The sequence below is a fragment of the Bacillus sp. EB01 genome (assembly GCF_000613125.1).
Classification (GTDB): Bacteria; Bacillota; Bacilli; order Bacillales; family Cytobacillaceae; genus Bacillus_D.
Genome location: NZ_HG964497.1, coordinates 42,887 through 61,484 on the forward strand (window position 1 = coordinate 42,887; position 18,598 = coordinate 61,484).

The 18,598-nt window shown below is 40.8% G+C and carries 15 protein-coding genes; 2 read left to right on the plus strand and 13 right to left on the minus strand.

The genetic code is table 11. The features are described 5' to 3' along the window. Positions 1 to 185 precede the first annotated feature (185 nt). The 8 genes from TY16_RS00215 to TY16_RS00250 all read right to left on the minus strand — a co-directional run bounded on the left by TY16_RS00215 (position 186) and on the right by TY16_RS00250 (position 9,913). Complete coding sequence (locus TY16_RS00215; RefSeq protein ID WP_043929650.1) at positions 186 to 1,160, minus strand: Gfo/Idh/MocA family protein; 975 nt, start codon at positions 1,158 to 1,160, stop codon at positions 186 to 188. Continuing rightward, positions 1,160 to 2,167 (minus strand): Gfo/Idh/MocA family protein, encoded by a 1,008-nt coding sequence (locus tag TY16_RS00220; RefSeq protein WP_043929652.1) that lies wholly within the window; start codon positions 2,165 to 2,167, stop codon positions 1,160 to 1,162. The genes TY16_RS00215 and TY16_RS00220 overlap by 1 nt, the downstream gene beginning before the upstream one ends. A 42-nt stretch (positions 2,168 to 2,209) precedes the next feature. Continuing rightward, the gene (locus tag TY16_RS00225) at positions 2,210 to 3,553 is read right to left on the minus strand and encodes a GH1 family beta-glucosidase (protein ID WP_043929653.1); all 1,344 of its coding nucleotides are present in this window, start codon (positions 3,551 to 3,553) and stop codon (positions 2,210 to 2,212) included. Between the two features lie 51 nt (positions 3,554 to 3,604). Further along, positions 3,605 to 5,485, minus strand: a complete 1,881-nt coding sequence (locus tag TY16_RS00230; protein ID WP_043929654.1) for a beta-N-acetylhexosaminidase — start codon at positions 5,483 to 5,485, stop codon at positions 3,605 to 3,607. A gap of 121 nt (positions 5,486 to 5,606) precedes the next feature. Further along, the gene (gene nagA / locus TY16_RS00235) at positions 5,607 to 6,779 is read right to left on the minus strand and encodes an N-acetylglucosamine-6-phosphate deacetylase (RefSeq protein ID WP_043929656.1); all 1,173 of its coding nucleotides are present in this window, start codon (positions 6,777 to 6,779) and stop codon (positions 5,607 to 5,609) included. A gap of 39 nt (positions 6,780 to 6,818) precedes the next feature. Continuing rightward, positions 6,819 to 7,823 (minus strand): zinc-dependent alcohol dehydrogenase, encoded by a 1,005-nt coding sequence (locus tag TY16_RS00240; RefSeq protein WP_043929657.1) that lies wholly within the window; start codon positions 7,821 to 7,823, stop codon positions 6,819 to 6,821. Positions 7,824 to 7,841: 18 nt separating this feature from the next. Next, positions 7,842 to 8,897, minus strand: a complete 1,056-nt coding sequence (locus tag TY16_RS00245) for a dihydrodipicolinate synthase family protein (protein ID WP_197028335.1) — start codon at positions 8,895 to 8,897, stop codon at positions 7,842 to 7,844. Beyond that, complete coding sequence (locus TY16_RS00250) at positions 8,897 to 9,913, minus strand: NAD-dependent epimerase/dehydratase family protein (RefSeq protein WP_043929658.1); 1,017 nt, start codon at positions 9,911 to 9,913, stop codon at positions 8,897 to 8,899. The genes TY16_RS00245 and TY16_RS00250 overlap by 1 nt, the downstream gene beginning before the upstream one ends. Positions 9,914 to 10,144: 231 nt before the next feature. Here TY16_RS00250 and TY16_RS00255 point away from each other — a divergent pair, with 231 nt between their 5' ends. Then, complete coding sequence (locus TY16_RS00255; RefSeq protein ID WP_043929660.1) at positions 10,145 to 11,527, plus strand: hypothetical protein; 1,383 nt, start codon at positions 10,145 to 10,147, stop codon at positions 11,525 to 11,527. 55 nt (positions 11,528 to 11,582) lie between these two features. Here the strand turns inward: TY16_RS00255 and TY16_RS00260 are convergent, their stop codons facing one another. The 5 genes from TY16_RS00260 to TY16_RS00280 form a co-directional block, all read right to left on the minus strand. Then, the gene (locus TY16_RS00260; RefSeq protein ID WP_331281049.1) at positions 11,583 to 12,479 is read right to left on the minus strand and encodes a Gfo/Idh/MocA family protein; all 897 of its coding nucleotides are present in this window, start codon (positions 12,477 to 12,479) and stop codon (positions 11,583 to 11,585) included. 672 nt (positions 12,480 to 13,151) lie between these two features. After that, entirely contained in the window at positions 13,152 to 13,955 is an 804-nt protein-coding gene (locus TY16_RS00265; RefSeq protein WP_043934389.1) for a carbohydrate ABC transporter permease, read from the minus strand. A 34-nt stretch (positions 13,956 to 13,989) separates the two neighbouring features. Then, a complete protein-coding gene (locus TY16_RS00270; RefSeq protein ID WP_081772832.1) occupies positions 13,990 to 14,949 on the minus strand; it encodes a carbohydrate ABC transporter permease in 960 nt (319 codons plus the stop codon). Positions 14,950 to 15,082: 133 nt separating this feature from the next. Continuing rightward, the gene (locus TY16_RS00275) at positions 15,083 to 16,339 is read right to left on the minus strand and encodes a sugar ABC transporter substrate-binding protein (RefSeq protein WP_043929662.1); all 1,257 of its coding nucleotides are present in this window, start codon (positions 16,337 to 16,339) and stop codon (positions 15,083 to 15,085) included. A gap of 235 nt (positions 16,340 to 16,574) precedes the next feature. Further along, positions 16,575 to 17,657 carry a GNAT family N-acetyltransferase gene (locus tag TY16_RS00280; protein ID WP_043929663.1) on the minus strand — a complete coding sequence of 361 codons (1,083 nt, stop codon included), beginning with the start codon at positions 17,655 to 17,657 and terminating at the stop codon, positions 16,575 to 16,577. A 191-nt stretch (positions 17,658 to 17,848) separates the two neighbouring features. Between TY16_RS00280 and TY16_RS00285 the strand changes: the two genes are divergently transcribed. Next, complete coding sequence (locus TY16_RS00285) at positions 17,849 to 18,475, plus strand: YesL family protein (RefSeq protein WP_043929664.1); 627 nt, start codon at positions 17,849 to 17,851, stop codon at positions 18,473 to 18,475. The last annotated feature ends 123 nt before the right edge of the window (positions 18,476 to 18,598 follow it).

Sequence of the window (18,598 nt, forward strand, 5' to 3'; positions counted from 1 at the left end):
AATTAATCTAATAAAATGACTTTTTAGATTAAACTTCGATTCGGACAGCGTCATTTTTCTATAATTGGGAAACGATTGCCCATCATATAGTTGAACGGACTGTTGCATTGTTTCTTGACCATTAACGCTGCCCACTGCCCTATTAAATTATTTAAGGAATCAAGTATTCCTTGATTCCTCAGTTTTCAGCGCAGTTTTACAGGTTTGTTTTTGTCAAAAGAATCGTAGGCAGCCATTGCAACTTCTACAGCCTTCAAACCTGAATTCCCTGTCGCAAGCGGCGGCTTTCCTTCTTTAACACTCCTAACAAAATTCTCAATTAGTCCCTCATCCATATCATCGCCCCAGCCGAGCCATTGAACTCCCTCAGTATTGGAATACAAATCGAGCTTTTGGGAAAACGCATCAACTTTTGCGTTTCCCTTTGATCCGATTATTTCCAAGGTCACATCGCCCCATATAGGGTAGCTACTATTCCGTGACCAGCTGCAATCCAGGGTAGCGAACATTCCATTTGAGAATTCCATCGTAATTATCCCGCAATCATCAATTGGATGATCAATATACACATTGCCTATTTCCGCATAAACTTCTTCAACTTCCGCACCTGTGAACCATCTCATAATATCGACAACGTGAACTGTATGGTCAAGAACGGCTCCGCCACCTGATTTTTCTTTATCGATGAACCAGCCGCCGGGATTGGTTCCGCGATTCGTTCCTTTAATCGCCAGAATTTCTCCGAGTACTCCCTGTTCAATCATCTTTTTAGCTTCACGGATTGGTGTATTAAACCGTACTGGAAAAGCAGTACCTAATAAAACTTGGTTCGCTTCACAAACACGAATCATTTCCTCACTATCTTTTACATTGGTAGCTAGGGGTTTTTCACATAGTACATGCTTTCCAGCCCTGGCTGCCGCAAGCACATGCTGGTGATGAAGACTATTTTCGGATGTCACGATTACGGCATCAATGTCAGTCTCCAGTAATTCTTGATAGTTTTTAAAATAGGCCGTATTAAACATATCGGCATATTTCCGGCCTCTTTCTTCATTTTCATCGGCGATGCCTGCAAACGTCACATTCTCCATGCCATTTAGTACGGAAGCATAACTATGGGCATGCATATGCGCGAAACTGATAATTCCAATTTTCATTACAGTGCTCCCCCTTTCGAATCAAGGGTTACAGGCAATCCTGTTTTTAAGGATTGAAGAGCAGCTGCAGATATTTCCATTGCTTTATAAGCATCTTCAGCGGTTACAAGTGGTGTTTCATTTGTCTTCAAACATATTAGGAAATGTTCAAGTTCTACATGATAAGGTGATTTTTTCAATGGGCTTTGAGGTACCGCTACCCCGGCCTGCTCCTCATGTGTTTGCCTGATAGAAAGCAAGACTGGCTCTTCTTTTAAACTATCGTATTCGAGAATTCCAGTTTTACCGGCAAATTCAAATTGTGAAGAGAATGTTTGATGTGCCCATGATCCTTCCACATGGGCAATGACTCCAGATTTAAAGGCAAGTGTGACCAAAGCGTAATCAAGGTGTTCAATATTCCGTTTGGCAAGCCCTTTTGCAAATACCCTTTCAACCTCGCCAAAGGTCCAGCGCAGAAAATCAAAATCATGGATAATCAAATCAAGGATTACGCCACCGCTTTTCGTTTGGTCAGCATACCAATCGCTCCAGCCAGCAGGGAAATTCCCTCCTCTTCTTGTACGGGCGACACCAACCTCCCCAATTGCCCCATTCGCTACGAGTTCACGTACTTTTGCATATTGAGGGAAGAAACGGACAACATGGCCAACAAATAATTTAACATGTTTCTCTTCACAATAATCAATCATTTCTCTTGCGTCCTCGAGCGTATAGGCCAGAGGTTTTTCACAGATGACATCAATACCATAATCCGCTGCCTTCATCACATATTCCTTATGCAAGAAAGTAGGAACACAAATATCAATCACATCAATATGGTGCAAATTTTTCACAGCTTCATCTAATGTTTCGAAAATCTTCGTATCATGGTCGCCAACAAGCCGGGCAGCCTGCTCTTTTCGCAATTCAACAATCCCTGCTACCTCAACATGATCCATCGCGTAATAAGAAACGGCATGCTCCATCCCCATCGTTCCTGCGCCAATTAACAAAACCCTTTGCATATCATCAATCCCTCTTTTGGATTTCCGGATAATAGCTTCCGATTAAATTTCCATCCACCCATTGGCAATGACGTTTTTATACCAGGAGAAGCTATTCTTCCGTATTCGTTCGCGTGTATTGAAGTCCACGTAGACAAGGCCAAATCGTTTTCCATAGCCCTCGGCCCATTCAAAATTGTCCATTAATGACCAGGCCAGATATCCGATAATTGGGATACCCGATTCAATCGCTCTACTCACAGCAGTTAAGTGCTGTTGATAATAATGAATTCGATCCTGATCTTCCACTTCTTCATTAACCAGTTCATCAATGCAGCACGCTCCATTTTCCGTGATGAAAAGTGGAATAGTGCCATATCGATCCACAAGATAATGAAACACTTTATTTAGGCCGTCTGCATAAATTGGCCAGCCAATATGGGTATGTTGATAATCGACCTCAATATTTTCTATATCCAATAAACCGGTATTCTCTTTGTAGCGCGCGATATTGCCTGAATAATAGTTTACGCCTATAAAATCAATCGGCTGATGAATAACTTCCATGTCTCCATCGGCAATATGAAGTTCTGCACCTTTTTTCTTAAACCATTCAACCATATATCCGGGATAATGCCCCTTCAGAATAGGATCGAGAAACCAGTCGATATTAATCCCAATTTCCCGCCTGCACGCTTCCCTATCTTCCGGTCTAGTACTATATGGTTCTCTCCAGGTTGTATTGGTTGCAGTTCCAATTTTCCCTTCGATCCCCATTTCTCTAAATATCTGGACTGCCCTGCCATGTGCCAAAACTAGATGGTGGGAAACATCCACTGCTAATTGCAAGTCTTGAAACCCTGGAGCATGGACCCCATGATAATTGGATAAAAAGGCGGCACAGAAAGGTTCATTAATCGGTTGCCAAAACTTTACTTTCCCATTAAACTCCTTAAAAACTGTTTCTGCATATTGACTGAACGCCTCGACAGTATCCCGATTTGCCCAACCGCCAAGATCCTGCAAGGACTGTGGAAGGTCCCAGTGATAAAGGGTCAGCATCGGTTCAATTCCTTTATCCAACAATTTGTTGATAAGGTTATGGTAGTAGTTCAGTCCTTTAGGATTGAGTTCTCCCTTTCCATTTGGATAAATCCTCGGCCAGGAAACAGAAAATCGGTACACCTTCGCACCCAAATCGGCTAACAATTCGATATCCTCTTCATACCGATGATAACTGTCACACGCTATATCACCATTATCGCCATTCTTCACCTTTCCCGGAGTATGGGAAAAGGTATCCCATATCGATAAGCCTCTCCCATCCTCAAATGCCGCCCCTTCAATCTGATATGCAGCAGTTGCAGTTCCCCACTTAAAATCCTTTGGGAACGTAATTGTTGGCATAGTCTACTCCTCCTAAAGCTTGGATGAATCCCCTAATCAGAACTCACCGATTTAAATGATATTTCCCGCTGTGGCAATTCGGTGATAGAAATGATTGCCTAAGGATCCTTCAGGAATACCAAGTGGACCATCATGAATAAGTCTCTTTTCGTCCAACTCTTCTATCCTGTCAATTTTATCTTCAAGCCATAGTTGGATTCGGTATTGCGCCGTTTCCATACGAGCTATCAGTCCGCCGTAGCGAAGTTCAAGGATTTCCCAGCCAAATGGCTTATATAAAGAAAACCAAACATCCCGATGCTTATGGTGAAGAATTTTCATCTGTGAAGTCAGCTCTTTAACCTCTGCTAAAAGTGACTCCATGGTTTCTTTGTCCTTCTGGTCATAGGCAGCCTTTAATTGAATGCCGATTTCCGCCTTTACACTTAACACCTTTGCCAATTGCCCATAGAACTCAAATAAAAGTGATGCATGAGGGTTTCTTTCCTTGGCAGCCTGTAACTTAGGGACAATGCTCCGATAATGCTCGTTCATCCCAAGACCCCGGATATTTTCATCAAATAGTCCGATTAGGACATCCTGCCACAACAAAAACTTTGAGGCATTCGATGACTTTAAATTATTTTCCATAACACCAGGCGTTTCATCCAATAGGTTTAGCACAAGAAAATCATCTAAGTGGTTGTTAGTACAAAAACGGAAACGCTCTGCCAAATCGTCTTTAGTAACTGTTTTGTGATAGGTATGCTCTGCAAATAGCTGCATCACTGGTTCGGCGGTTATAAGTGGGGTTTCTGCTCCGTTGTCACCCCATAATGTTGTAAAGACTTCTTGAAGCCCCTCTTTTTTACAAGCTGCAAGTGCGGCTTCTGTTGTTGTAAAGGCTCTTCCATAATTCGGTGATATACCATTCCACGTCCATGCTCCGCCTGCAAAAACAGTATCTGTTCCTAACTCTTTATGCTTCTGGATATATCCGCGATAAAAATCTTCATTCTCATGGTAATAGTCCCAATAAACAAGCTGAACATTTTCGGGAATAGACTCAATTGCTTCCTTTGGAATATGGACATCTTCATCGTAGTATTCACCAAATTTGGAGCCTAAGCGAAAATACATATCACTCCAGATCATTGGTTTTAGCCCATGGCGCTCAGTGATCTGAACCACTTGATTTAGATGTTTATTCATAATTTCGAATCGGTTTTCGTATCCATTCAAATCCAAATATCGGCCCAGCCCTAGTTGAAATGCTTCATCCATGCCTATATGTATCCGGCTTGTTCTAAATGGTTTTGAAGCGGCCCTAATCAAGCTTTCAATTAATTCATAGGTCTTCTGTTCACCAACCAATAAAATATCGGCTGTGTCTCTTATTTCCGCGGCATAGCCCCATTTTAAAGCCATTGCTAAATGACCAAGTGTTTGGATGCATGGAATCATTTCAATTCCTAACGTATCCGCATAGTCATCACAAATTTTCAGTTCACTTTCTGTATACCTTCCACGCATATAACCAAAGTATGGATAGTCAGGAACCTCATAAGTATCTTCTGTATAAAGCATCACCACATTTAATCCCATAACCGCCATCTTATTGAGAAGTACTTTAATTTCATCTACCTTTAAAACTGCATTCCTCGAGGCATCGAGCATAACACCGCTAGTTTGAAATTGAGGTTGTTCAGTAAGTTCAAATTCTCCGGTCTTGTTATAGTGTTCCAGCCATAACCCAATAGCCCGGTAAAAGTGAATTTTTTCCTGGAAATAGATTTCTCCCTTTCCGTTTTTATTGATTACCTGAATAGGGCCGACCCTTTGTGTGACAGTAATTGGGTAACCATCAGAATGTAAATGGAGGTTCAATTGATCCGATAGCAGCTCTAATCCTGCTAAAATTGAATTTGTATCTCCGGTGATATTGATTTGCATACTGGATACCTCGTTTCATTTGTAATAGAAACAGCATTTCTAAGAGATTTATATAGGACCATGTAAAATCTGCATATTTATACTTTTAAATTTCCGTCCCAGCTACCCGCATTTCCGTTTTTTAAAAAGCGCCTTGAATGAATGGGGTTACAAATTCTCCTGACAAAATGGTGTTTTCCACTTCTAAATCTTTGGATAAAAGTACAAGATCTGCATCATATCCATCAGCAATGCGGCCTTTTTTATTACTGACACCACAAACTTCAGCTGGATTGAAGGTCGCCATATAAACTGCATTTTCCAGTGATACACCGCATTTTTGGACTGTAAATTGAACTGCCTTATTTAAAGTCAGTGAACTGCCGGCAATACTTCCATTCTCCAACTCTACTTTTCCGTCTTTTTTATATACCGTTTTCCCGCCAATATGATGGCAGCCGTCGGGGAGAAGATTAGTCCCGGTACAGTCGGATACGAGGGTGATTTTATCGGCACCCTTCAATTTGTACAGTAATTCAATCATTCTTTGATGAACATGAAACCCATCGGCAATGAGCTCACAATGCAAATCATCTAAATAAAGGGCTGCGAAGGCTGCTCTTAAATCCCTGTGAGATAACCCGGCCATGGCATTAAAACAATGGGTCACCCTCGATAGGCCATACTCGATTGACTCTTGTATCTCTTCATAAGAAGCATCCGTATGCCCTGCTGAAACTGACACTTTTTGTTCATGCATCATCTGAATAACTTCATTACTGTTTGGAAGCTCAGGTGCCAAAGTTATGACTCGCATCAACTCTCCAGCGTAACCGAGTATTGATTCTACATCCTTGATAACCGGAGCCTTAATATGTTCCGCCTTTTGGGCGCCTTTGAATTTCTGGTTAATCCAGGGACCTTCCAAATGAACTCCTAAAAGCTGAGCCCCGTCCCGTTTTTCTTCAGCAACCTGTTTACTCAATAAAAGGAAGGTTTTTATATCATCAAAAGAGGCTGCTCTTGATGTTGACAAAAAACTTGTCACCCCAAAGAATGGAAGCCCATCCTGAATCCGATAAAAACTTTCCTTTGTGCCATCCATAAAATCGCAGCCGTTAAGGCCGTGGATATGTGTATCAATAAAACCCGGACATATCCACCCTTCCACCTTATAACAGGGCAAATCATCCCTTACATTTTCAAATTTCCCTGCATAAATGATTCTTCCATCTTTAATTTCTATGAGCATGTTTTCAACAATTTTTTTGTCGGTAACTACATTTCCATTTAGGTAAAAATGGTCTCGGCTCATAGCGACTTCAAAACCCTTCCAAGTTTATTGCTGATAAGATTATTTATAGTGAATCAGTTTTGTAAGAGTTGTAGATTCCTTCTCAAACAATTTTTCAAATTCTTGTGGCGCATCTTCAAATTCCACGGTTTCTGTTATAAAGGGACTAACATCAATTCTTTTTTCTGCAATCAGCCGGATATATTCCGCGACATTCCTGCCTTCGGTCCAGCGGACATATTCATAGGGATAATCAATCGCTTCTTTTTCATAAACACTGTCATATCGTCCTGGCCCGCCTGCCCGCGAGATACGCAATTCTGCTTCCTTAGCAAACATTAAATCTCTTGGGAAATCCGGTTCAATATCCCCAACAATTACCGCCTTTCCTTTCGTGCGGATCCACTTCAAACACTGTTGAGTAAGTGGGGAGCGTTTCCCGCCTGTGCATAAAAGAACAGCATCAGCCCCATGGGAGTTCGTTTCGTTGCGAATAGCTTCCTCCATTTCTTCAACTGATGAAAAAGACTTGAAGTTTTCCTCCTTCAACATGTCAACTCTGCTTTTACTCAGATCATAGGCGATAACATTATAAGCGGCAGCATTTGCGATTTTCGCAATTAATTGTCCTAACACGCCTAATCCTACGATTACCACTGTTTCCCCAAATTGCAGGTTTGCGATGCGGAGCGCATGAATGGCTATCGCACCAAGCCCTCCAAGAGCCGCTTCCTTTGGATCGACTGATTCGGGAATCTTGGCATACAACGTTTTTGGAACAAGCAAATATTCGTCGTGATGGACATATGGGGCACCATAACAAGCTACCAAATCACCTATTTTCACATCAGTGATTTCACTTCCGCATCCTACTACTTCCCCCATCGCACTATATCCCAAATGAACTTGCTTATTTTCACTGTTAGCAAGGATAGTCAGCTCGGTTCCTGGTGAAATAACTGAATACTTTGTTTTGACTAATACATAGGATGGTTTTCCATCTAAAGATGGAATTTCATCGTTAATGATTTCGACCTTCTTGTTATGTGCCACAATTCTTCTCATCGATAATCCTTCTTTCTATTAATTAGCAAACCATTTGGCTAAATTGGCTTTTACAAATTCATCATCATGTAAGTGTGGGTAGCTGGCATATACACGGTCCAACTCATCTGCCTGCCCCGGGCTTAATCTTTCACGGTCAAGCAGGCACCAATTGCCCTTGAGCAATCCTTGTCTTGTTAAAATCTCATTGATTCCTGCAATGCTCCCTTTAAAAGAGTTGCGGGAATCAAAGATAGCCGCATTTGCATCCGTAATCTGCTGGCCAAGAGTCAGGAGCTCGCTAGGAATCGCCTTTTGTTTTCGCAGTATTTTTATTTCTTCAAAGGTGTCAACGACTGTTTTTGTCCAAACTGACCAATGTCCCAGAAGTCCGCCAACAATCCGCTTCTCGACTTTTTTATCACCAACTGTAATTTCAAAGGTTGATATTAAATCGTTGATGATGTTATCATCATTGCCTGTGTATAAAGCAATTTCCTCATTTCTAGGGGAATGGCAAACAGCACGGACAACATCAATCGAACAGTACCTGTCAAAAGGGGCAATTTTGATGGCATATACATTTGGAATCGAGGCGAACCGCAGCCAAAAATCGTAAGAGAAAATTCTCCCGCCTACTGCCGGCTGCAAGTAAAAACCAAAGACCGGAATGATTTCCGCTACCTTTTCGGCCCGTTCGATAAGCTCATCCTCAGACAGATGATGTAAACCGCCCATACTTAGTAAGCCTAAATCATACCCAATGCCTTTGCTGAATGTTGCTTCCTTGATTGCTTGTTCTGTTGGTCCGCAAATCCCTGCCACTTTAATAAAATCATCGGGGACGCCGGCGCGCTTTGTTTCTTCAATTGCCAATGAAAGTACCTTTTCATAAAGATTAAATTCGGGATCCCTGATTTCAAATTGAGTGGTATGGACTCCTACAGCAATTCCACCTACTCCGGCATCAATATAATAACGGGTTAGTGCCCGCTGGCCAGATTCATCAAGCTGCCTCTCTTCCGTTAATGCAAGTGGATGTGCCGGAATCACGGTACCCGCGTAAAGCCTTTCCTTAACAGCCTCCTTCAGCATTAAAAGACACCTTCTCTTTCCTGGAAGTGCGTAGGCTTATTAATTGTATGGCCATCGCTAACCACCCAGTCAGCAATCAAATCGATCATTTGCTCAACTGTTACTCTTGGATAACCAAATAATTTATGCGCATGGGAAGCATTATTTAACAATGCAGTAGGACTCTCCGTATTCACAAACCTCGGTTCCTTCTTCATCCTCTTTCCAAATTCTTTAGCAACCCATCTTATTGATAATGTTTCAGGCCCTGTTACATTTAATAGTTTAGGAGGATAACTCGCATGCAATAAGGAACGGATCGCATATTCATTGGCGTCACCCTGCCAAATGACATTGGCATTCCCCATCGTCAAATCAATCTCTTTTCCTTCCTGTACTTGTTTTGCAATCTCCAGCAAAACTCCATAACGCAAGTCAATTGCATAATTCAGCCTAAAAAGCACCATTGGTGTTTGGTGTTTATGAGAAAAATAAGTCAATACGCGCTCCCTACCAAGGCATGATTGGGCATATTCACCGACAGGGTTTGGAATAACATCCTCCGTACAGCTATTACTTAAAACAGAAGTTAAAGGGTAGACATTACCTGTTGAAAAAGCAACAATCCGTGAGTCTTTGAACTTTTCTGCTAAGCGGCCTGGAATATAGGCATTCATTGCCCATGTATAATGCTCGTTGCCAACGGTTCCGAACTTATTTCCTGCCATATAAATAATATTTTTTACGTCCGGAAGGCCATCGAGGTCTTCTTCATTCAAAAGATCCGCCTGAATTGTTTCAATCCCGGATGCCTCTAACTCCTCTTTCAAACCGTGTTCGGAAAATCTTGCTACTCCTATCACACGTTTTCGGACACCAGCCAGATCCACCGCTCTTTTTGTCATTTTCGCCAATGTAGGACCCATTTTCCCACTGACGCCCACTATCATGATATCTCCATCCAACTGCTGTATATCCTGAACTAAATCCTCGCTGGGTGATGACATAAACTCTTCTAATTCTGCAATCGTTTTCATTTATACCCTCCTTAGAGTTATTCACTTTACATTGTTTCGTATTAAAAATTTTTAATTTTCAACTTTATTTTAGTATTGGCATTTTTAAAAGACAAGTCACTTAAAGGTCTTTAATACCGATCCTCTATATAACACCAAATTTCCCTTTGACAATTCAGACAACTCTCCTTAATCTAAAAGTAAGATTAATTAAAGACATTTCTTTAATGTGTCTTTTTAGGAGATGAACATATGAAAATGAATCAATTGTCAGGCCATCCCATTGAGATTACGATTGGCATAATCAGCCCTAAAGCGCTTGAAAACGAAATAATGAAAGCGCTTGAATCATTTCCGAACTTGCGGCCTGTATTTATTAATGCAACGCCCTCTACCATTCATTCGATAATTTCGTCTGAATTGTTTCATCAACTGGAAGTAATTTTGTTTATTGAATTTCAAACCTACTTAAAGGCCAAACATCTTTTCGATTTCCAAATACCGGTGCATTATGTTCCTCTAATGGGGACCGGGCTTTTCCGATCATTATTTATAATCAAAAACCAGTATGACTTTTCCTATTTCTCTATCGACACGGTTGAAGAAAAATACATTCACCAGGTTCTTTATGACTTAGGTGAAAACAATAATAAATTTACATCCTTTCCCCAATACGATCACTCCAGTTCCATTCAATCAATTGTTGACTTTCACCAGAACAATTATCAAGCACTCGGCACAATCGCGATTACCGGAATTCAGGAGGTCTCAATGAAATTATCGGAAATGGAGATTCCAAATGAATGGGTTACGCCAACGTATCAGGATTTAATCGTTTCTCTAGAACGTGCATTACTTGCGACTGAAGCTAGGAAAAATAAAGAGTCGCAAATTGTTTTCGGGATTATCGACATCGATAAATTTAAGAAAGCAACTGAAAAATACACGACAGAACATGAAGTACAAATGTTCAAATTAAAGTTCCAGCAGATGATGCTGAACTATACTAAACTGCTTGATGGGCATCTAATTAATTCCGGCGGAGAAGAATTTTCATTTATAACAACACGCGGTATTTTTGAAAGAGAAACACGCGGTTATAAATTTATTCCTTTACTTAATTCCGCTAAAAGCGAGCACGGTGTAACAATTAGCATCGGTGTTGGCTTTGGCCGCTCAGCAGCTGAGGCAGGCAGCCACGCAAGGCTGGCACTTCGCCAATCAAAAGAGTTAGGAGGAAATGTTTGTTACATTGTCCGTGAAGACCAAAGTGTGGTTGGTCCGGTTGACATCATTACGGATACTCAATATGAAAAGTATGATTTATCAATTACAGATGCTGACCTACTGGAAAAGGCCGAAAAGGCTGGAATGTCTGCTGCTTATATGACGAAATTGATGGCGAGAGTCGCCCGCCATAAAAAGTATGATTATACAGCCCAGGAACTCGCTTCAACATTGGATATAACAACGAGAAGCGCCCATCGGATCCTTTTAAAATGGATGGATGCAAATTTGGTGGATATTGTGGGGGAAGAAAAAATTACCTATAAAGGAAGGCCAAGACGGATATACAGGCTAAGTTTTATCCTCGGTGAAAACGTTCCGGATGAAGCTGCCTATCCTTTAAACTAGAATGGTCGAAACGGCGGGAAAAGGTGCTTCCCGCTGTTTCTTTTTCCTCTCCCCCTCATACATACATTGTTTTTCCCGTTTTCCTGCTTTCATTTGCCGCTTCGATAAATCGGATAACTTCCACCGTTTCATCCAGCGGGACTGCCGGTATGCCAGTTTGAAAGAAAAGCAGAACTTGTTCCAATAAACTGGCATAAAACGGCTTTGATGAAGAATCAATCAGTACATACTCATTTCCTTTTTCAAAATGAATAACTGCTCCAAAGGTATAATTGCCTTTTCTATTTCCCCTGGCCGTACCGATTATTCCATCCTCCCATTGTGCAACGATGAGATCGGAATGCTGATTGGATACGACCTTAACGTCTCTGGGCCCTCTCCCCACTATTGCATAAAGCATTTCAATCGTATGTATCCCATACCAAAAATAACCTGGCTGCGTGTCTATCATTTCCATAGGACCGAAACAATCTGCACCAATGATTTTCCCCTTATCCTTAATGGACGCTATCTGCCTGATGGGTTCAGCAAACCTGAGTGCAGATGAACTCATTATAGGGACACCATAGTGCTTTGACAATTCGACCATTTTTAATGCATCGGCAGTTGTTAAGCACAATGGTTTATCTACGAAAATTGGTTTCTTGAATTTCACTAGTTTTCTTACCTGTTCGAGATGTACCCTGCCATCTACAGACTCAAGTAAAATGGCATCACAGTGCTCTGCTACCTCTTCGAATGTATCCACCATTTGCACGCCATACTGCTCGACTTCTTTTACAATCCCGTCAATCCGTGAATAGCTAAGCTCTAAATCATCCGAACCAGCAGGACATGCCATGACAACCTTTCCACCTTTTACATGGAACGGATGGGCCGGGTCGTTTAATAATTTTGTAAAAGCAGCTGCGTGTGATGTGTCGAGGCCAATCATCCCGATTTTTAAACTCACCCTTTTACCCTCTCTCCTTATCCATAATATACTAGACAGCCTCTCTCGGATTAATCCTTCCTTTCCGGACTGTGATTAATCTATGAGACAGCCTCTCTTGGATTAATCCACTCTTTCCAGACTGCGATTAATCTATGAGACCGCCTCTCTCGCATTAATCCCCTCTTTCCAGATTACGATTAATCTATGAGACAGACTCTCTCGGATAATCCTTCCTTTCCGGATTGCGATTAATCTATGAGACCGCCTCTCTCGGATTAATCCCCTCTTTCCAGACTGCGATTAATCTATGAGACAGTCTCTCTCGGATTAATCCCCTCTTTCCAGAACGCGATTAATCTATGAGACCGCCTCTCTCGGATTAATCCCCTCTTTCCGGACTGTGATTAATCTAGGAGACAGTCTCTCTCGGATTAATCCTTCCTTTCCGGACTGTGATTAATCTATGAGACAGCCTCTCTCGGATTAATCCCTTCTTTCCAGACTGCGATTAATCTATGAGACAGCCTCTCTCGGATTAATCCTTCCTTTCCGGACTGTGATTAATCTATGAGACAACCCCTCTCGGATTAATCCCCTCTTTCCATACTGCGATTAATCTATGAGACAGCCTCTCTCGGATTAATCCTTCCTTTCCGGACTGCGATTAATCTAGCAGACAGACTCGCTTCGTTATTTCAATCCTGATAGCTGAATGCCTTCTGTAAAGTATTTTTGGAAGAACAAAAAGATTAAAAAGGTCGGGATGAACGAAAGCGTAGCCCCCGCCATTTCAATTCCAAAGTTTCCTTCCTTATTTAACGTCGAAGCCAAACCAACTGTAATTGGGAACATTTTTTCATTGGTCATAAAAATTAACGGCTGAAATAAATCATTCCAGTTCCCAACGAACGAAAACGTTCCGACAGTTGCAATCGATGGAAACGCCAGTGGCATATAAATCTTACGGAAAACCTGAAAATCGCCAGCACCATCCATACGGGCAGCTTCATCCAACTCCATCGGGATACCCTGCATAAATTGGCGAACTAAAAATACACCCATGATTCCCCAGAGTTCAGGAACGATTAGCGCCTCATATTCGTTAATCCAGCCAAATTTTGAAAACATGATAAATTTAGGAATGATCAATAACTGGGACGGAATCATGATGACCGCCATGAATGTCCAGAAAATGAACTCCCTGCCATAAAATTGCTTTCTGGCAAAAATATAGCCCAATATCCCCGCAAAGAACATTTGTGTAAATACAGGGATAACTGTAATGACAACCGAGTTGAAAATCCAGCGCAAAAAGTTGTCATTCCTAAACAGATATATAAAGTTATTCAGGGATGGATCAGTTGGAAGCCAAAATAGCGGGCTCAACGATGCAAACGTCGTTTCCTTTAATGAACCAAATACCATGATCATAAATGGAAGGAGAAAGCAAAATCCCAGGAAGAACATGACCGCATATTTTCCTACTTTTTTCAACAAGATAGTTCATCTCCCCTACTAAGCAGCTTCATCAATAAATACCTTGATCCTTTCCTACCAACTTCCTCTGAATAAGCGAGATAATCAAGATGATCACAAAGAGGACATAGGATAAAACGGCTGCATAGCTAAAGTTCAAATTTGTAAATCCGATTGTGTATAAATAGTAAACAATAGTGCTTGTTGAGAAGTTTGGCCCTCCACCTGTCAACAGGAACGCTGAATCAAAGATTTGGAAAGACCCAATCGTCGTGATAATCAACACATAGAAATGAATGGGTTTCAATAATGGGAAGGTAATTTTCCAAAAGGCTTTAAAAGATGATGCACCATCGATTTTTGCTGCTTCATACATTTCTTTTGGAATTGACTGCAGTCCAGCAAAGTAATAGATCATAGTACTTCCCGCGACTTTAAATACACTTAAGCCGGCCAGTACTATCAGTGCCTGGGAGGAGTCTGACAGGAACAATTGAGTATCAATACCGATAAAGCTTAATAAGTAGTTAACAAAACCTGATTTCGTCCCGGAAAATAACCATTCCCAAATACCGGCTATTACAACAAACGAGGTAACCACTGGCAGGAAGAATACCCCTTTAAAAAACTTTGTCATCCGCATTCCCGTTTTTAAAATGAGTGCCAGGATTAAGCCAAGTGCCATGGTAGGGACGATATAATAAATGGAAAACAGAACAGTGTTCCAAATCGATTTCCAGGCAATTTTATCGTTGAATAATTGCTCCCAGTTCCGTAAGCCTACAAATTCAGACGTACCGATAATTCGATATTGAAGGAATGTTAAGACAAAGCTATACACAAAGGGAATAATTTGAAAGATAAGAAAATGAATTAAGATCGGAGTAAGGATAATATAGACAATCGAGTTCTTTTTCCATTCATCCTTGATTCTTTTTGTTAAAGGCCGCTTAAACTGGGGGCCATTTTCCAAAGGCAATTTGTTATTATTTACTGTTATGACCTTTTCCAAGCAATCACCTTATTTCGTTTATAATTAGGCAGCAAATGAGCATATGCCCTGCCTGCCACCTGTACTTTTCAAAGTAACAGAGAGTTTTATTCACGTTGGAATAAAACTCTCTTATAATAAGGAAGCTAATGGTCTATGGCTTTGCCAACTCGGCTTTAATAGCTTCTGCAGCTGCATCCGCTGCTTCTTGAGGAGTTTTTTCTCCAGCCATCATCGCTTGAACCTCAGCCTGGATAAATGGCATGATTGCACGGCCTTTTGGATGGATGACACCTGGTAAAGCGTATTGTGTATAAGATGCCAATTGGCTCATATTCTTGTTTGAATCAAAGATATCCTTCGCTTCTTCTTGAGTCGGGATATATTGAGTTACTGTGTTAAAGATCCGCTGGTTTTCAGCGGTTGTAATGGATTTTACAAATTCGGCTGCTGCATCTGGATTGTCACTGTTGGACGGAACAACAAACATACCAGTTGTACCATATGTTAACTGTTCTTTATTTTTTAATGGCGGTGCAAATGCAAACTCAAATTTACCTTCTTTTTGAAGATTTGTGACATCAATTCCGGAGCCAAGAATGGCTAGGATTTTTCCGCCCATCCAAAGTTCGTTATGGTTGCTCGCTGTTACGGAATCTTCCGGAATATACTTGTTTTTATACAAGTTGTTAACCATTTCGAATGCTTTCACACTGTCAGCATTATTGATGAGCACTTCATTATCAGCTGTAACAACACCTCCGCCAGCTTGCCAAATCCATGGGTAAATCGTTCCGTTCATGGAACCGCCGCCAGCATAAGACAATGCATAGAAATCTTTTGCTTTTGCTTTAGCTGCCCAAGCTTCAAACTCTTCCCAAGTAGTTGGAAGTTTTGCCGGGTCTTCGCCAATCGCTTTTACAACATCGAGATTGTAGAAAAATGTATACGCTTCTTGCAGGATTGGCAATCCATAGCGCTTGCCTTTCCACTCAGTTGATACCAATGAGGACTCAACAAAGCCTTCAAGATCTTTCTTTTCCAAATAAGGATCGAGTTCCAAAAGCATGCCTACATCGGCATATTGCGGCATTTGGTCAGGAATCGCATAAAATACATCTGGGCCATTGTTTGCCGCCAATGCAGTCAGGACTTTCTGATCGCGGTTGGACCAAGGAATCGTCTCAATATTTACCTTAACATCAGGAAATTGCTTATTATAATTCGCAGTAATCTCTTTCCACATATCCTCTTCTTTTTTCGCATCACCAGTATAAGGATGTACCCAAACGGTTATTTCACCTTCGACTTTTCCATCTTTTGATTTTGTTCCAGCCTCATCGCTGCAGCCCGCAAGCACTAAACTGAACGCCAGCATAAGCACCATAAACCATAAACTTTTCTTTTTCATGTAATGTAATCCCCCTATTTTAGTTTTAGAAACAGAATCTACAAGACTATGACTTAAGTTCTTTTTCAATCCCCTCCTTAAAAATCCCGCCTTGTAATCACAGGTTTGAAAGCGTTAACAAATGGTCCTAAAAAAACTTCAACTACATGTATTTTAAATTTTTTGAATTTTTGTGACAAGTCTATAAAGTGTCTTTAATTAAAAGACCTTCTATTTTGTTCACACTTTATTTCAATTACACATAATTAAGGCCTTGTGGGAAAGGAAACGGGATTGGAAAAACATCCGGTAAAGGTATGCTGACATCTTTTGTTCCTTTTAAAATCAGTTCTTCCAGGTCCTGATTGCCAAGGATAATGGAATTCCCGTTTACTTTAAGTTCTTTATGGTTTTGATCAACATCTGAAATGGTCAACTTATTTTCAAAGTAAGGGCCGAGCTGGGAAAGTAATAAATCAAGATTCATTACTTTGATGGTTCCTGGATATTGAAGTTCAGTTTTCGGCAGAAATTCGAGTTGATTGTTTAGTTCCCTTTCAAAAGTTGGAACATTCACTACCAAAGAATTGAGCTCATAAGTAAACGCCGCTCCAAGCAAGCTACGGACGGCAAGAGGGTCTCCTCCCCATTCAACAACCCGGGAATCAATAACTTCCTGCTTTTGATATGGCATTCCAAATGCTAAAAAGGCTTTTAGTTCCCGGTCCTTTTCAGCTACTAGAACCTTATGATTCATTTTAAAAATACTTGCAAACCCAGCTGCTTCATTTAGAAGAGCTAATTCATAGATACTTTGTTCATACCTGATGGTACGGTTATGGCTTAATTTCCTCATTTGAAACCAGTCGTAAGGACCGAGTTCCCGGATTGAATAGGTATCCTCTGCTTCCAAGTCACCCGGGCGAATGGTATATTGATTCATCTTCCCATAGAAGGTACATCCTTGTTTCAGGTAAATCGGTAAATCACCGGAAATAAATAAAACAGATGCCCCTGACTTGTTGACATGTTCAAAAATCATTTGCAAAAGGGTATTGGCCAACCCCTGTCTCCGGTAAGCCGGATCGGTACAGACAGCACCGATTGAATAAGCCTGAACTTCAGCTCTATCAATGTGAAGGAGCGATGGTACTAATCCGATAAAACTAACTAATTTCCCATCAATAAAAGCACCATATGATTGGTTCAGCGCCGGTGAAAACACCTGCGGAAAGGCTACTCCCATCGAGACATGTCCAGCCTTTCGAAAAACCTTATCTGCCAAATCACTGGCCTGCTTAAAATCATCTTCCTCCTGCAACAATCGGTATTCCGCCATTTCCCACCATCCCCCGTTATTCCCATTAATGGTATAGTAACCCATCCGGATTATGCTATAATACAACTAAACTTTATATCTCTATCTTATTTTTAAATAAATTAAGTGACAAGTCTATTAAACGTCTTTAAATAGTCTCATTAGTAGTAAAGCTAGGGCCTGAATACTTTTTATGATAATGAGGTGTTAAATTGGGTAACTGGGAGAAATTTAATAGCTTTGCGACGTGGATGGTAAAGATAGCTTATTTAAATATTCTTTGGATTTTCTTCACACTTTGCGGATTGGTACTTTTTGGTCTCTTCCCTTCTACAGGAGCAATGTTTTCCATCGTTCAAAAATGGCTTCGAAAAGAACCAGTAGGAAGAATCTTTCCTGCCTTTTGGAAAATTTATAAAAAAGATTTCATCTCGCTCAATAAATTTGGTTTGTTTTTCATCGCAATTGGCTACATCATTGTTTATGATTTCTTGTTTATACAAATGAACGGTGAGAAACTTCAATTGTTATATCCTGTCATTGGATTTGTTGCCATTTCCTATTTCCTGACTTTATTGTATTTCTTTCCTGTTTACACTCAATTTGAAATGAAATTTTTTCAGTATATTAAGCAATCTTTTTTATTAGGCGCAGGTTCCCTGCTAGAAACCATTCTTATTATTACATCTTTTATGCTGTTGACGATTATCATTAGGTTCGTGCCGGGGATCATCCCTGTGTTTACTGGAAGCGTGATGGCAGTAGTGATTACGTATTGCAGCAACCGGGCACTTCACAGAATTAACAGCCGCAGGAAACCGATGAATCTAAATATTTAATGTGTTGAAGGGTGTCCGATTATCTCGGGGCACTCTTTTTGTATTCATCCAGTCAGTTTCTGAACCGATCCTGCTTATTTGATGTCTTCTTACCTTTTAACCCCCAGGTCACTCTGGTCGGGA

Excerpts from the sequence above, each read along its gene's own strand:
- TY16_RS00215 (WP_043929650.1), bottom strand. The coding sequence starts at position 1,160 with ATGAAAATTGGAATTATCAGTTTCGCGCATATGCATGCCCATAGTTAT.
- TY16_RS00220 (WP_043929652.1), bottom strand. The coding sequence starts at position 2,167 with ATGCAAAGGGTTTTGTTAATTGGCGCAGGAACGATGGGGATGGAGCAT.
- TY16_RS00225 (WP_043929653.1), bottom strand. The coding sequence starts at position 3,553 with ATGCCAACAATTACGTTCCCAAAGGATTTTAAGTGGGGAACTGCAACT.
- TY16_RS00230 (WP_043929654.1), bottom strand. The coding sequence starts at position 5,485 with ATGCAAATCAATATCACCGGAGATACAAATTCAATTTTAGCAGGATTA.
- nagA (WP_043929656.1), bottom strand. The coding sequence starts at position 6,779 with ATGAGCCGAGACCATTTTTACCTAAATGGAAATGTAGTTACCGACAAA.
- TY16_RS00240 (WP_043929657.1), bottom strand. The coding sequence starts at position 7,823 with ATGAGAAGAATTGTGGCACATAACAAGAAGGTCGAAATCATTAACGAT.
- TY16_RS00245 (WP_197028335.1), bottom strand. The coding sequence starts at position 8,897 with ATGCTGAAGGAGGCTGTTAAGGAAAGGCTTTACGCGGGTACCGTGATT.
- TY16_RS00250 (WP_043929658.1), bottom strand. The coding sequence starts at position 9,913 with ATGAAAACGATTGCAGAATTAGAAGAGTTTATGTCATCACCCAGCGAG.
- TY16_RS00255 (WP_043929660.1), top strand. The coding sequence starts at position 10,145 with ATGAAAATGAATCAATTGTCAGGCCATCCCATTGAGATTACGATTGGC.
- TY16_RS00275 (WP_043929662.1), bottom strand. The coding sequence starts at position 16,339 with ATGAAAAAGAAAAGTTTATGGTTTATGGTGCTTATGCTGGCGTTCAGT.
- TY16_RS00280 (WP_043929663.1), bottom strand. The coding sequence starts at position 17,657 with ATGGCGGAATACCGATTGTTGCAGGAGGAAGATGATTTTAAGCAGGCC.